This is a genomic window from Burkholderia sp. HMSC10F09, from assembly GCF_001806955.1.
Classification (GTDB): Bacteria; Pseudomonadota; Gammaproteobacteria; order Burkholderiales; family Burkholderiaceae; genus Burkholderia; species Burkholderia multivorans.
Map to the genome: position 1 here is coordinate 1 of NZ_KV786743.1, position 14387 is coordinate 14387.

Genomic DNA, 14387 nt, shown 5'->3' on the forward strand with positions numbered 1-14387 from the left:
GCGCGGCCGCCGGCCGCGCATGGCGCGCGCGCTGGCGTGCGCATGCGCCGCTGTGGCTGATGTGCGCGCCGGCGTTCGCGCTGTTCGCCGCGCTCGTGCTCGTGCCGCTCGCGATGACGTTCGCGTTGACGTTCTACCGCTTCGACCCGGCCACCGGCCCGATCGCCGCGTTCCAGTTCGGCAACTACGCCGAAGTGCTCGGCTCGCCCTACTTCCATACGATCTTCGCGCGCACGTTCGGCATCGCGGCGCTGACCACCGCGATCTGCGTCGCGATCGGCACGCCCGAAGCCTACGTGCTGTCGAAAATGCGCGACCCGTGGCGCTCGATGTTCCTGCTCGCGATCCTCGCGCCGCTGCTCGTATCGGTCGTCGTGCGTGCATTCGGCTGGAGCATGCTGCTGAACACGGGCGGACTCGTGAACCGCACGCTCGCGCTCGTCGGCCTCGGCCCGTACAAGCTCGAATACACGACGTTCGCGATCGTGATCGCGCTCGTGCACGTGATGCTGCCGTTCATGGTGATTCCGGTCTGGACGGCGCTGCAGCGGCTCGATCCGCAAACCGAATACGCGGCGCTGTCGCTCGGCGCGTCGCCGTTCACGACGCTGCGCCGCATCGTCGTGCCGCAACTGATGCCCGGCGTGCTGTCGGGCAGCCTGATGGTGTTCGGGCTGTCGGCGAGCGCGTTCGCGATTCCCGGCCTGCTCGGCGGACGCCGGCTCAAGGTCGCGGCAACGGCCGTCTACGACGAATTCCTCGGCTCGCTGAACTGGCCGCTCGGCGCGACGATCGCGGTGCTGCTGCTCGTCGCGAACCTCGTCGTGATGCTCACCTACTACCGCGTGCTCGAACGCCGCTACGCGCGCAGCCTCGGAGGCGCTTCCCGATGAGAAAGAACGGCCCGTTCGCGCTCGCGTTCCATACGCTCGTGATCCTGTTCGTGCTCGCGCCGCTCGCGATCGTCGTGCTGGTCGCCTTCACGCCCGACGAAACGCTGACGCTGCCGACGCACGGCCTGTCGCTGCGCTGGTTCCGCGCGATCCTCGACTACCCCGACTTCGTCACCGCGTTCGCGAACAGCGTGAAGCTCGCGTTCGCCTCGGCGACGCTGTCGCTCGCGATCGCGCTGCCCGCCGGGCTCGCGATCGGCCGCGCGACGTTTCCCGGCCGCGCGTTCCTGAACGGGCTGCTGCTGTCGCCGCTCGTGATTCCCGGCCTCGTGCTCGGCATCGCGCTGCTGCGGTTTTTCGCGCTGATCGGCGCGACGGGCTCGTTCGCGTGGCTCGTGGTCGCGCACATGATCGTGATCACGCCGTTCGTGATGCGTCTCGTGCTCGCGTCGGTCGCCGGCCTCGACCGCAGCGTCGAACAGGCCGCGTGCTCGCTCGGCGCCGATCCGTGGACGACGTTTCGCCGCATCACGCTGCCGATGATCGTGCCCGGCATCACCGGCGGCTGGCTGCTCGCGTTCATCAACAGCTTCGACGAGCTGACGATGTCGATCTTCGTCACGTCGCCGCAGACGGTCACGCTGCCGGTGCGCATGTACATGTACGCGACCGAATCGATCGATCCGATGATGGCGTCGGTATCGACGCTCGTCATCTTCATTACCGCCGGCGCGATGCTGCTGCTCGATCGCGTCTACGGCCTGAACCGCATCCTGATCGGCCAACACTGATGTCCATTCCCGCTTCCCGTTCCCTCGATGCCGCGGACGACGGCGCCCAGTTCGTGCGCCTCGCCGAACGCGACCGCGCGCGCATCGCGTTCACGCTCGACGGCCGGCCCGCGCATGCGCTCGCCGGCGACACCGTGCTCACCGCGATCCTCGTCGCGCAGCGTCGCGTGCGCGTCAGCGAATTCGGCGGCCGGCCGCGCGCGGGCTTCTGCCTGATCGGCGCGTGCCAGGACTGCTGGGTGCGCACGGAGGCCGGCGCGCGCGTGCGCGCGTGCTCGACGCCGCTCGTCGAAGGCATGCGGATCGTCACCGGCGCGCCGCCGGCCGCCACCGGAGACGCACGATGACGGACGCGCTGCGACCGGTGATCGTCGGCGCGGGGCCGGCCGGTGTGCGCGCGGCCGAAGCGCTCGTCGACGCGGGGCTGCGCCCTGTGGTGATCGACGAGAACGCGCGCTGGGGCGGCCAGATCTATCGGCAGCCGCCGGCGGACGGCGCGTTCGTGCGCGGCAAGCGCGCGCTGTACGGCTTCGATGCCGCGAAGGCCGATGCCGTGCACCGGACGATGGCCGCGCTGCTGCCGCACGTCGACTACCGGCCGAACACGCTCGCGTGGGCGTGCGGCGCGGGCCGCGTCGACACGCTGCAGGACGGCCGCGAGACGACCGTGCCGTACTCGCATCTGATCGTCGCGAGCGGCGCGACCGACCGCATGCTGCCGGTGCCCGGCTGGACGCTCGCGGGCGTCTACACGCTCGGCGGCGCGCAGGTCGCGCTGAAGGCACAGGGCTGCGCGATCGGCCGGCGCGTCGTGTTCGCGGGCACCGGGCCGCTGCTGTATCTGGTCGCGTATCAGTACGCGAAGGCCGGCGCGCAGGTCGCCGCCGTGCTCGACACGAGCCCGCTGCGCCGCCAGCTCACCGGCGCGCCCGCACTGCTGCGGTTGCCGTCGACGTTCGCGAAGGGGCTCTATTACATCGGCTGGCTGCGCGCGCACGGCGTCGCGATCGAAACGGGCGTCACGCTCGAGCGCATCGTCGGCGAGCGGCACGTCGCCGCGCTCGCGTGGCGCGCCGCGCGCGGCGACGCGCGGCGAACGATCGACTGCGACGCGATCGGCCTCGGCTTCGGGCTGCGTTCGGAAACGCAGCTCGCCGATCTCGCCGGCTGCCGGTTCCGCTTCGACCCGCTCAATCGCGCCTGGCTGCCCGAGCGCGACGCAGCCGGACGCACGTCGGTGCGCGGCCTCTACGTCGCAGGCGACGGTGCCGGCATCGCGGGCGCTGACGCGGCCGAGGCGTCCGGACGACGCGCGGCGCTCGCCTTGCTCGACGATGCCGGGATCGTCGCGCCGCCGCACCGCGCAGCCGGCAAGCCCGATGCGGCGACGCTCGAGCGCACGCTGGCACGCATCGGCGCGTTCCGCGCGGGCCTCGAAACGGCGTTCGCGCCGCCCCCCGCACTGGCCGCACAGTGCCCGGACGACACGATCGTGTGCCGCTGCGAGGAAATCGACGCCGGCACGCTGCGGCGCTGCATTCGCGGCGGCGAAGCGACCGAGCTGAACCGCCTGAAGGCGCTGACGCGCGCCGGCATGGGGCGCTGCCAGGGCCGCATGTGCGGCGATGCCGCCGCGCTCGTGCTGGCGGCCGAGACCGGCCGGCCTCTCGCGGACGTCGGCCGGTTGCGCGCGCAACCGCCCGTGAAGCCGTTCCCGATCGCGGCGGCACTTGCCGGCGACGACGTCGTCGCGATTCCCGACGAGGCGCGCGATGAGTGAGACCGGTCATTACGACGTCGCGATCGTCGGCGGCGGCCTCGTCGGTGCATCGACCGCGCTCGCGCTCGCGCGGCGCGGGCTGCGCGTCGCGCTGTTCGAGCGTCGCGACTGCGGTGCGCAGGCGAGCGGCGTGAACTACGGCGGCGTGCGCTGCCAGGGCCGTCCCGCCGAACAGCTGCCGCTCGCGCTGCGCGCACGGCGCATCTGGGATCGTCTGCCGGAACGGATCGGCATCGACGGCGAATTCGTCGTGTCGGGCCACCTGCGGCTCGCGCGCAGCGACGCCGATCTCGAGGCGCTCCACGCCTACGCGGCGCTCGCGGCCGAACACGGGCTGCCGCTGCACGTGATGCACGGCGACGCGTTCCGCCGCCGCTATCCGTGGCTCGGCCGCGCGGCGCTCGGCGGTTCGCTCTGCGAGACCGACGGCCACGCGAACCCGCGCATCGTGTCGCCGGCCTTCGCGCGTGCGGCGCGCGCAGCCGGCGCCGACGTATTCGAGCACACGCCGGTCGACGACGTCCGGCACGACGGCACGCGCTTTCGGATCCACGCGCCCGGCCGCGCCTGCACGTCGACCTGGCTCGTCAATGCGGCCGGCGCCTGGGCCAACGCGATCGCCGCACGCTTCGGCGAAGCGGTGCCGATGGAGCCCATCTACCCGAACATGTGGGTGACCGAGCCGCTGCCGCCGTTCATCGAGCACAACCTCGGCGTCTACGGCGGCGGCGTCTATGCGCGGCAGGTCGCGCGCGGCAACTGCGTGATCGGCGGCGGACGCGGACACGGCGACGGCGAGTTCGGCCAGCCGTCCGTCGACACGACGCGCGCCGTGATGCGAGACGCATGCGCGCTGCTGCCCGCACTGCGCGACGCGCTGCTGATCCGCACGTGGAGCGGCGTCGAAGGCTGCACGCCCGACCACAACCCGATCGTCGGCGCGAGCCGCACGACGCCGAAGCTGCTGCACGCGTTCGGTTTTTCGGGCGGCGGGTTTCTGCTCGCGCCCGGTGTCGGCGACGTGCTCGCCGATCTCGTGACGACCGGCGAAACCGTCACGCCGCTCGATGCGTTTTCGATCGGCCGCTTCGCGCCGCAAGCCGAACCGACCATCCCTTGTCGTCAACAGGAGACCCAACGATGAAACTGACCGGAACGATCGCGGCGGCCGCCGCGCTCTGCATCGCAAGCGCGACCGCGTCCGCGCCTGCGTTCGCGCAAACGAAAACGATCTACGTCGGCATGAACGGCGGCCCGATGGAAAAGGCGTACACGAGCCAGGTGCTGCCCGACTTCGAGAAGGCCAACAACGTGAAGGTCGTCGTCGTGCCCGGCACGTCGTCGGACGTGCTCGCGAAGCTGCTCGCCAACCGCAGCAAGCCGCAGATCCACGTCGCGTTCCTCGACGACGGCGTGATGGCGCGCGCGGTCAGCCTCGGCGTGTGCCAGAAGCTCGACGATTCGCCGGTGCTGAAGGAGCTCTACCCGTTCGCGCGCATGAAGGACGACGTCGGCGCGGGCGTGCAGCTCGGGATGACGGGCATCGCCTACAACAAGAAACTGTTCGCGGAGAAGGGCTGGGCGCCGCCGACCTCGTGGATGGATTTCGCGAACCCGAAGTACAAGGGCAAGGTCGTGTTCCAGTCGGCGTCGAGCAGCACGTTCGGGCTGCACGGCTTCCTCGCGATCAACCGGCTGCTCGGCGGCAGCGAACAGAACGTCGAGCCGGGCTTCAGCAAGTGGGCGAGCACGGTCGGCCCGAACGTCGTCGAATACATCCCGAATTCCGCAAAGATCTCCGAGATGGTGCAGACCGGCGAAGCCGGCCTGTTCCCGCTCACGCCGACCGGCGTCGGCGATCTGCAGGACAAGGGCATTCCCGTCGCGTACGCGAACCCGAAGGAAGGGCCGGTGCTGCTGCTCGTCGACCTCTGCGTCGTCGCCAACAATCCGGACCCGCAGCTCGCGCAGAAGCTCGCGCAGTTCCTGCTGTCCGCGCCCGCGCAGACGAAGGCGGCCGAGGCCGGCAAGCAGATTCCGACCAACCGGCTCGCGAAGATGCCGGCCGCGATGCAGCAGAGCCTCGGCAACATCGACGATCTGGTGCGCAAGGTGACGGTGGTCGACTGGACCGCGATCAACGCGCACCGCGCGCAGTGGGATACGCGCTGGAACCGGCAGATCGAGCGGTGACCGACACGCCGCGTGCGGGCCCGGCCGCGTGCGGCGCGACCATCATTTGCCGGAGTGATGACACTCCCCTTTTTTTGCGGATTTGACCGGAGCGGCAGCGCCGACAACACTCGTCGCGAGTGCCGCACCGGTTCCGAGACGGCACGCATTCGCGTTCCCCACCCGAGTCCGCCATGTATTCAACCGACACCGTGCAGTCCCCGAGCGCCACCCGGCCGCTCGCCGACCGGCAGCTTCGCCGGATCGTCATCGCCTCCGTCGCCGGCAACGCGATGGAGTGGTACGACTTTTTCGTGTACGGCACCGCCGCGGCGCTCGTGTTCGGCCACGTGTTCTTTCCGCCCGGCGCGTCGCCGCTCGCCGGCAGCCTCGCCGCGTTCGCGGCGTTCGCGCTCGGCTTCGTCGCGCGGCCGCTCGGCGGCATCGTGTTCGGCCATGTCGGCGACCGCTACGGCCGCAAGGCGTCGCTGGTCTGGACGCTGCTGATCATGGGCGCGTCGACGTTCGCGATCGGGCTGCTGCCGACCTACGCGCAGGCCGGCATCTGGGCGCCGGCCGCGCTCGTCGCGCTGCGCCTGCTGCAAGGCATCGCGTCCGGCGGCGAATGGGGCGGCGGCGTGCTGATCATCAGCGAGAACGCGCCGCCCGAGCAGCGCGGCTACTACGCGGCATGGAGCCAGCTCGGCGTCGGCGGCGGATTCGTGCTGTCGTCCGCCGCGTTTCTCGCCGCGCAGACGCTGCCGAACGACATGTTCATGACGTGGGGCTGGCGGCTGCCGTTCCTCGCGAGCATCGCGATCTTCGCCATCGGCATCTACATTCGCCGCCACCTGCCGGAAAGCCGCGACTACGAGCAGGCCGGCAAGCGCGGCGCGCATGCGCATCTGCCGATCGTCGAGTGCATCCGCCGTCATCCGAAGGAAATCCTGCTCGCGATGGGCCTGCGCGTGGCCGAGAACGGCGGCGCGTACATTTTCCTCGCGTTCTCGCTCGTCTACGGCAAATACGTCGGCATCCCGAACGGCGTGATGCTGACCGGCGTGATGATCGCGATGATCGTCGAGATGGGCGCGATGCTCGCGTGGGGCCGGCTGTCCGACCGGATCGGCCGCAAGCCCGTCTACCTGATCGGCGCGCTCGGCCTCGTCGCCTGCGCATTTCCGTTCTTCTGGCTGCTCGACACGCGCGTGACGCCGCTCGTCTGGCTCGCGCTGACGGTGTGCACGGCCGTCAGCCACGGCGCGATGATCGGCACGCTGCCGGCGCTCGTCGGCGAGCTGTTCAGTACCGAAGTGCGCTACTCGGGCGTCGCGCTCGGTCATGAAGTCGCGTCGATCTTCGCGGGCGGGATGTCGCCGCTGATCGCAACCGCCTTGCTGCAGCGCTATCAGGCGTCCTGGCCCGTCTCGCTGTTTCTCGTCGCGCTCGGGCTCGTGACCGTCGCGACGCTGTGCGCGATGCGCGAGACGCACGTCGTGCGCGCGGCTGACGCGCGCGGCGGCGACGCGTGACCGCGCGGCCGCCGGTCGTGCGCGGCGGCGGTCGTATCCGCCGCGTCGACCGCGCGGCGGGCCGCTCATGCGCTCGTATCCTCGCGACGGCGCGCGCCGTCGAACGTCGGTGCCAGCCCGAGATGCTCGAGCAGCCGCGCGAACTCGCCGAGCCGCTGCCGCATGTAGGCGGCGACGTCGACGTCCGCATAGTCGTGAAACCCGGCACCCGTGCGCACGCCGTCGCGGCCGGCGTTCATGTTGCGCACGACGCCGTCGGCCGGAGCGAAGCGCGGCCCGATCTCGCCCGCCAGATACGTCGACGCGTAATAGAGGATGTCGCAGCCGCCCCAATCGATGAACTCGAGCAGGCCGAGCACCGCGAAGCGCGGGCCGAAGCCGGTGCGGATCGCGGTATCGATGTCCGCCGCGCTCGCCACGCCTTCCTCGACCATCCGCGCGGCTTCGTTCATCGCGAGCGCCTGGATGCGCGGCACGATATAGCCGGGCGCCGGCCCGCAGATCACCGGCTTCTTGCCGATCCGCACCAGCAGCGCGGCGAGTTCGTCGACCACGTGCTGCGCGGTCGCGTCGCTGCGACTGATCTCGACGAGCGGCATCAGCAGCGCCGGGTTCAGCCAGTGCGCGTTCAGCACACGCGCCGGCCACGCGACGTCGCGCTGCAGTTCGGTGACGACGAACGTCGACGTCGTCGACGCAATCGTCGCATCGGCATCGACATGCGCTTCGAGCCAGCGCAACGCGTCGGCCTTCGCATCGAGCACTTCGGGCAGCGCCTCGAACACGACCTGCGCATCGCGGATCGCGTCGGCCGCGCCGTCGCGCGCGACGTGCGCGATCCGCGCGAGCGCGGCGTCGGCCTGCGCGGCATCGATGCGGCCGAGCGCGACCTGCGCGTGCAGCGGCCGTGCGAGTTCGTCGCGCGTACGCCGGTCGAATGCAAGCCGGCCCGCCGCATCGCGCGCCTTGAAGTCGATCAGCGTCACCTCGAGCCCCGCGAACGCGAAGGCGAGCGCGATGCCCTGCCCCATGCGGCCCGCACCGAGCACATGCACGCGCGTCAGTTCGGCGGCCGGCATCATGCGGCGTCTCCCGTCTCGAGCAGCGTGCGCATCGCGTCGCGCGACAGCGCCGCGAGCCCGAGCCGCTCCAGCGTGCGGCCCTCCGCATACAGGTCGCGCGCGGCCACGGCGCCGGCGATCGCGAGCAGCCCCTGTGCGACGGGCGTCGGCACGCCGGCCCAGCGTCCGCACGACACGAGGAAGGACAGGCCGAGCCGCGTGTCCTCGAGCATGTAGCGATGCGCGCGCAGATCGATCTTCTCGCGCCAGTCGCCGCTGTCGGTCAGCTTGCCGTGCGCGCCGCGTCCGTACATCCATTCGTCGCCGTCGGCCGCGTAGTGATCCGCGAGCGGAAAGTACGGCGCGCGATAGCCGAGCGCCTCGCGCACCGCGATCCGCTCCGCATCGAGCGCGTTCGTCACCGCGCGGATCGACGGCTGCGTGCCTTCGTTGTGGATGTCCCACGCATCAAAGTGTTCGAGCGGCCCCGCATTCATCAGGATCAGCGGCGGATGGATCACCGGCCCTGCATTCATCAGCGCGCCGGACAGCGCGTCGTCGAGCGGCTCGACCGACGGATAGCCGGCGCGCAGCACGTCGAACGCCCAGCTTGCCTCGCGCGCGGGAAACACGCCCGTCGGCAGGCGCGTCGCATACGCGCTGATCACGACGTTGCCGTCGCCATGCTTGCGCACCAGATACGGCAGCGTGCCCGTCTCCGCGAAGGCGAAGCGTGCACGGTTGCCCGCGCGCGCCGCCGCACGCGCGAAGACGAAGCTGCCGAACGTGCCGGGCGGCAGGAACACGACCTGGCCGTCCTCGAGCAGCGGCGCGACGTCGGCGGCCAGCGCGTCGTGCGATGTCGCGGGCAACGGCACGACGACGAGCTGTGCGCCGCGCAGCGCGGCGCCGAGATCGTCGGTTGCGCGAATCGCGCCGCGCGCGTCGTCGACCGGCACGGTGCGCGTGCCGCGCGCGTCCGTCACCGTCAGCGCGCCGAGCGCGCGCAGTCGCGCGTGCGGCGCGCGATCGCGCCGCCACCACGCGACATCGTGCCCCTTCTCGAACAAATCGATCGCGGCCGCATGGCACCCGTGGCCGCCGCCCAGTACACAAACCTTCATCGTCGTCTCCCGGTGAATGAGTGGTTCCGAGACTACGCGGCCGCCCGTGCCGCGTCGCTTCAAAACGCGCAACGGCGCGCCCGATCGCGCAACGCAATCGCGTACGTGTGCAGCCGGCCGCTGCGCAGCCCTACCCGACACGAGGCCCGCGTATGGACATCGCCCTTTCCCGACACGCACCGAACCGGCTCGGCACGCTGCATGCACCCGACGAAGTCGAACGCGCGGTCGCGCACCGGCTCGGCCCGCACCGGATGGCCGCACATGGTCGCGATCCGTTTCACGCGGAGCTGTACGAGGTGCCGCTGCACCATGGCGCGCTGCTCGAGCTCTGCTACGGCCGCGAGACGCGTATCGACTTCGGCGACGATGCCGACCACTTCCTGTTCCGGCTGACGTTGTCGGGCAGGTGCGAACTGCAGGCGGGACAAGCGATCGTGCACGCGGGGCCCGGCGAACTGACCGTGTCGTCGCCGGCGCGCGCGAGCCGGCTGCGCACGAGCCGCGATTGCCGCAACCTCGTGCTGCGGCTCGAACGCCGCGCGCTCGAACGCAAGCTGCAGGACATGCTCGGCACGACGCTCGCGCGGCCGCTCCAGTTCGAAGTCGATGCGGGCCGCCACCGCGCCGGCGCCGCGCTCGTGCTACCGACCTTCGACTATCTGTGCCGGCTCGGTACGCAGCCCGCACTCGGCGCGGCCGCGGCGACGTTCCGCGCGGATCTCAGCGCGTGGCTGATGTCGCTGCTGCTCACGCATCTGCCGCATTCGTACAGCGACGCGCTCGTGCGCGGCACGCCTCCGCTGCCCGCGCCGGTGCGCCGCGCATGCGCGCACGTCGATGCGCATCTCGGCGAGCCGCTCGCGCTCGCCGCCCTGGCGCGCGTCGCGGGCGTCGCGCCGCGCACGCTGCAGCACGCGTTTCGCACCTTCCTGAACACCACGCCGGCCGCGTACGTACGCGAACGCCGGCTCGCCGCCGTGCACGCGGCGCTGCAACGCGGCGACGCGCGCAGCGTGACCGACGTGCTGCTCGCGCACGGCATTCACGGTTTCGGTCATTTCGCGAAGGCGTATGCGCGGCGTTACGGCCATCCGCCTTCCGTCACTGCGAGGCAACCGCGATGACGCCTTCCGTTCCCGGCCGCCCGCCGCCGACCGATGCAGACGCGTGCGACGGATTGCGCGTGCAGGACCTCGATCTGAATCTGCTGAAGACGTTTCGCGCCGTCTACGCGGAGCGGCACGTCGGCCGCGCGGCGCTGCAGCTCGGCGTCACGCAGCCGTCCGTGAGCCATGCGCTCGGCCGGCTGCGGCTGATGTTCCGCGACGCGCTGTTCGTGCGCACCGGCACCGGTGTCGAACCGACGCCGCGCGCCCAGCGGCTCGCCGTATCGGTCGATCAGGCGCTCGCGATCCTGCAGCACGTGCTCGACGAAGGGTGCCGTTTCGCGCCCGACACGACGCAGCGCGTGTTCCGGCTGCACATGAGCGACTTCGCGGCGAGCGCCTTCCTGCCGACGCTGCTCGCCGAATTCGAGCGCCGCGCGCCGGGCGCGGTGATCGAGACGCTGCACGTCGATGAATGCCAGCTGAACGTCGCGCTCGAATCGGGCCGCATCGATTTCGCGCTCGGTCACTTCGCCGACGCGTCGAGCCATTTCCAGCGCACCGCGCTGTTGCACGAACGCTGCGTACTGCTGATGCCGCGTCGCACCGCGCGGCGCGTCGCGCTGCCCGACGATTTCGTGCTCGACGGCGATGCACCCGACACGCTGCGCTTCGTCGCCGTCACCTCGCATCCGCAATCGATGCAGCTGCTCGACCGGCACGGTCTGATGCCGCGCGTGCGCGTGGCGCTGCCCGATTTCATGGTGGTGCCCGCGCTGCTGCAGCGCGGCGACTACGCGCTGATCCTGCCGGAGACGATCGCGCTCACGTTCGCCGCGCAGCAGCCGTGCACGCTCCACGCGGTCGCCGGCGCCGGCGAATGGGCGGTCAATGCGTACTGGCACCGGCGCTTCGATGCCGATCCCGGTCATCGCTGGCTGCGTGCGCTGCTGCTCGAACTGTTCAGCATCGGCACGCTCGCACCGTTCGACGCATGGCTCGCGCCACAGCCGCCCGCGTGCGCGTGAGCGCGCGGGGCTGCGCCCCCGTGCGCGCCGCCATGCGTTCAGAACGACGTGACGATGCCGGCGACGAGCGAGCTCGCGGTCGCGCCCGCTGCGGCGACCGCGACGCCGCCGCCCGCCGCGCCGTTCACGACGAAGCGCGCATGCGCGCCATTGCGCACCATCGCCGCGCCCGTGTACAGCACCGTACGTTTCGACAGCGGATAGTCGAGGCGAATGCCGTACGAGTCGGCATTGCCGTCGCTGTCCGCGACCTTCCGGTAATGGCCCGCGCTCAGCAGCAGCGACGCGCGCCCGATCGGCACCGTCGCACTGAGTTCGACGATGTCGCTGTGCGGATACGCGCTCTGCGCATCGATCGCGGCCGCGACGTCCGACCCGCCGCGATGCCGCAGATAGAGCGCGGCGATCTTCACGACGCGGAAGTCGTACGAGATCGCGCCGAGCGTGTAGTTGCCGTTCGCGGCGCGACTCGTCGCACCGAGCGTCGACGCGGCGACCGGACTGAACTTCTGCTGCATGTAGTCGACGTCGATCGACAGGCCGCCGCGTACGTAGTTGATGCCCGCGCCATAGGTATCGCCAAGCGTCGACGGCTGCCCGGCCGCGCCGTTCGCGCCGCGTGCGGCCATCGCGCGCAGCATGAAGCCCGCGTAGCGCGGCGACGTATAGCGCAGCGAGTTGCGCACGCGCAAAAACGCCGGGCCGACGAAGTTGTTCGTCGCGTTGCCCCATGCGAGCCCCGCGCCGAGGCCGGGCAGGCTGTACGTGACGAGCGTCGTGTGCAGGATCGTATAGAGCTCGCCGAACTGCACGCCGCCGAACGGGCCCGTGATGCCGACCCAGGCTTCGCGACCGAACAGCGCGTTCGGGTTCGACAGCGCGCCGCTGGCGGCGTTGAAGCCGTCTTCGAGCTTGAAGATCGTGGCGTAGCCGCCGCCGAGATCCTCGACGCCCTTCAATCCCCACTGCGACGCCCACAGATTGCCGCTGCCCATCCGGGCCACATGGTTCGGCCCCGCATTCGCGTATTCGATCGCGGTGTCGATGCGCCCGTACAGCGTCACGCTCGATTGCGCAGCCGCCGGCAGCGCCGCGCTGGCGAGGAGCGCGGCCAGCAGTACGGCGAGCCTGCCGGCGCGCCCGTTCGAATCAGTCATCTTCGTCGTCCCGTAGAAAGTGCGGCGCACGCATGCCATGCGACGCATCGTGTGAAACGCGTTCGCAGTCGCTGGCGAACGGCATCGGTCAAAACCGGCCCGAGTCTAGGAACGACAATTTCGGACGTCGACGCAACGCGCTCTATAACGCTTATAGATGCGCCGCATGATGCGCGTGCGCCCCGCCCGACGTGCCGCGCGCGGTGCACCGCGCGCGCGACCCTGGTGTTTTCTTTATCGGCGTCGGTGAATGTACGTGTCGCGCCGCTGTCACTCCGGCTATGGCAACCGAAATTGGCCGACTACGCTGCGTGTCCGATTGTGCGATCCCCGACCTTTTCGACCGTTTCGACCTTTTCGCACCGCGACGGCGGCCGCCAGCGGGACCGGCGCCGCGCATTCCCCTCGCCCGCTGCTGGAGAATCCGCATGTCCGCATCCCTGCCCCGCGCTGCCGACGGCAAGCGCTATACGTACGAGTGGTACGTCGTCGTCATCTGCATGCTTGCGTACGTCTTTTCGTTCGTCGATCGCCAGGTGCTCGTGCTGATGATCGAACCGATCAAGCGCGACCTGCATCTGACCGATACGCAGTTCAGTCTGCTGAACGGCTTCGCGTTCTCGCTGTTCTACGCCGTGATGGGCCTGCCCGTCGCCTATCTCGCCGATCGGTATGCGCGCCCGCGCATCATCTCGCTCGGCATCGCGCTGTGGAGCATCGCGACCGCGCTGTGCGGGCTCAGCCAGCACTTCGTGCACATGTTCGTCGCGCGCATGGGGGTCGGCGTCGGCGAAGCCGCGCTGTCCCCCGGCGCCTATTCGATGCTCGCCGACTACTTTCCGAAGGAGAAGCTCGGCCGCGCGATCGCCGTGTATTCGCTCGGCTCGTTCATCGGCGGCGGCGTCGCGTTCCTGATCGGCGGCTACGTGATCGCGCTGCTCAAGCATGCGAGTGCGTTCACGCTGCCGATCGTCGGACAGGTGCATGCGTGGCAGGTCACGTTCCTGATCGTCGGGCTGCCCGGCCTGCTCGTCGCGCTGCTGTTCGTCGCGACCGTGCGCGACCCGCAGCGCAAGGGGCTCGCGCAGGACCGCTCCGGCGCCGTGCGGCGCGTATCGATGCGTGATTCGCTGCGTTTCGTCGGCACGCATCGCGCGACGTTCGCGTGCCACTATCTCGGCTTCTCGTTCTATGCGATGACGCTGTACTGCCTGCTCAGCTGGACGCCCGCGTTCTATATCCGCCGTTTCGGGATGACGGCCGTCGAAGCCGGCTATACGCTCGGCATCGTGTTGCTCGTCGCGAACACGGCCGGCGTATTCTGCGGCGGCTGGCTCAACGACTGGCTGCTGCGTCGCGGCCGCGTCGATGCGCCGATGCGCGCGGGCGCAATCGGCGCCGCGTGCATGATCGTGCCCGCCACGCTGTTCACGCAGCTCGACGCGCTGCCGGCGTCGCTCGCCATGCTCGTGATCGCGATGTTCTTTGCGTCGTTTCCGATGCCGACGTCGACCGCCGCGATGCAAACGCTCGCACCGAACCAGATGCGCGCGCAAATCTCCGCGCTGTTCCTGCTCGTCTCGAACCTGATCGCGCTCGGCATCGGCACGACCGTCGTCGCGCTGTTCACCGATCGCGTGTTCGGCGCGCCGGCGGCGGTCGGTCACTCGATGTCGATCGTCAACGTCGCGGCGGCCGCGCTCGCAGCGCTGCTGCTCGGCGCCGGCTGCCGCCACTATC

13 protein-coding genes are annotated in these 14387 nt (G+C 70.4%); 10 read left to right on the forward strand and 3 right to left on the reverse strand.

What is annotated here, in order from left to right; all coding sequences use genetic code 11:
• From HMPREF3115_RS16145 to HMPREF3115_RS16175, 7 genes are all read left to right on the forward strand, one after another.
• Window positions 1-893, forward strand: an 893-nt coding sequence (locus HMPREF3115_RS16145) for an ABC transporter permease (protein WP_256276213.1), incomplete at its 5' end; no start/stop codon positions are given.
• Window positions 890-1684, forward strand: a complete 795-nt coding sequence (locus tag HMPREF3115_RS16150; RefSeq protein WP_006408990.1) for an ABC transporter permease — start codon at window positions 890-892, stop codon at window positions 1682-1684. The genes HMPREF3115_RS16145 and HMPREF3115_RS16150, both read left to right, overlap by 4 nt.
• Window positions 1684-2031, forward strand: coding sequence for a (2Fe-2S)-binding protein (locus HMPREF3115_RS16155; RefSeq protein WP_053297920.1), 348 nt, complete (start codon window positions 1684-1686; stop codon window positions 2029-2031). Before HMPREF3115_RS16150 ends, HMPREF3115_RS16155 begins: the two co-directional genes overlap by 1 nt.
• Window positions 2028-3464, forward strand: coding sequence for an FAD/NAD(P)-dependent oxidoreductase (locus HMPREF3115_RS16160; protein ID WP_065495602.1), 1437 nt, complete (start codon window positions 2028-2030; stop codon window positions 3462-3464). The genes HMPREF3115_RS16155 and HMPREF3115_RS16160 overlap by 4 nt, the downstream gene beginning before the upstream one ends.
• Window positions 3457-4608, forward strand: a complete 1152-nt coding sequence (locus tag HMPREF3115_RS16165) for an NAD(P)/FAD-dependent oxidoreductase (protein WP_069221351.1) — start codon at window positions 3457-3459, stop codon at window positions 4606-4608. The genes HMPREF3115_RS16160 and HMPREF3115_RS16165 overlap by 8 nt, the downstream gene beginning before the upstream one ends.
• Window positions 4605-5657, forward strand: a complete 1053-nt coding sequence (locus HMPREF3115_RS16170; protein WP_006397879.1) for an ABC transporter substrate-binding protein — start codon at window positions 4605-4607, stop codon at window positions 5655-5657. Before HMPREF3115_RS16165 ends, HMPREF3115_RS16170 begins: the two co-directional genes overlap by 4 nt.
• Window positions 5658-5830: 173 nt before the next feature.
• Complete coding sequence (locus HMPREF3115_RS16175) at window positions 5831-7168, forward strand: MFS transporter (RefSeq protein WP_070555095.1); 1338 nt, start codon at window positions 5831-5833, stop codon at window positions 7166-7168.
• Between the two features lie 65 nt (window positions 7169-7233).
• Here HMPREF3115_RS16175 and HMPREF3115_RS16180 read toward each other — a convergent pair whose 3' ends face one another.
• Together HMPREF3115_RS16180 and HMPREF3115_RS16185 are read right to left on the reverse strand one after the other, a co-directional pair.
• Entirely contained in the window at window positions 7234-8250 is a 1017-nt protein-coding gene (locus HMPREF3115_RS16180; protein WP_053297925.1) for a 3-hydroxybutyryl-CoA dehydrogenase, read from the reverse strand.
• A complete protein-coding gene (locus HMPREF3115_RS16185; RefSeq protein ID WP_070555097.1) occupies window positions 8247-9353 on the reverse strand; it encodes an NAD/NADP-dependent octopine/nopaline dehydrogenase family protein in 1107 nt (368 codons plus the stop codon). The genes HMPREF3115_RS16180 and HMPREF3115_RS16185 overlap by 4 nt, the downstream gene beginning before the upstream one ends.
• Before the next feature lie 152 nt (window positions 9354-9505).
• Between HMPREF3115_RS16185 and HMPREF3115_RS16190 the strand changes: the two genes are divergently transcribed.
• Window positions 9506-10480: an AraC family transcriptional regulator gene (locus tag HMPREF3115_RS16190; protein WP_053297926.1), complete on the forward strand. Its 975-nt coding sequence runs from the start codon at window positions 9506-9508 to the stop codon at window positions 10478-10480.
• The gene (locus tag HMPREF3115_RS16195; RefSeq protein ID WP_006409633.1) at window positions 10477-11490 is read left to right on the forward strand and encodes a LysR family transcriptional regulator; all 1014 of its coding nucleotides are present in this window, start codon (window positions 10477-10479) and stop codon (window positions 11488-11490) included. Before HMPREF3115_RS16190 ends, HMPREF3115_RS16195 begins: the two co-directional genes overlap by 4 nt.
• A 38-nt stretch (window positions 11491-11528) precedes the next feature.
• Here HMPREF3115_RS16195 and HMPREF3115_RS16200 read toward each other — a convergent pair whose 3' ends face one another.
• Window positions 11529-12647: a porin gene (locus tag HMPREF3115_RS16200; protein ID WP_053297938.1), complete on the reverse strand. Its 1119-nt coding sequence runs from the start codon at window positions 12645-12647 to the stop codon at window positions 11529-11531.
• A gap of 428 nt (window positions 12648-13075) precedes the next feature.
• On the opposite strand from HMPREF3115_RS16200, the gene HMPREF3115_RS29445 reads away from it, so the two are divergent.
• Window positions 13076-14387 (forward strand): spinster family MFS transporter (locus HMPREF3115_RS29445; RefSeq protein ID WP_218079212.1); only part of this gene is annotated, 1312 nt, incomplete at its 3' end.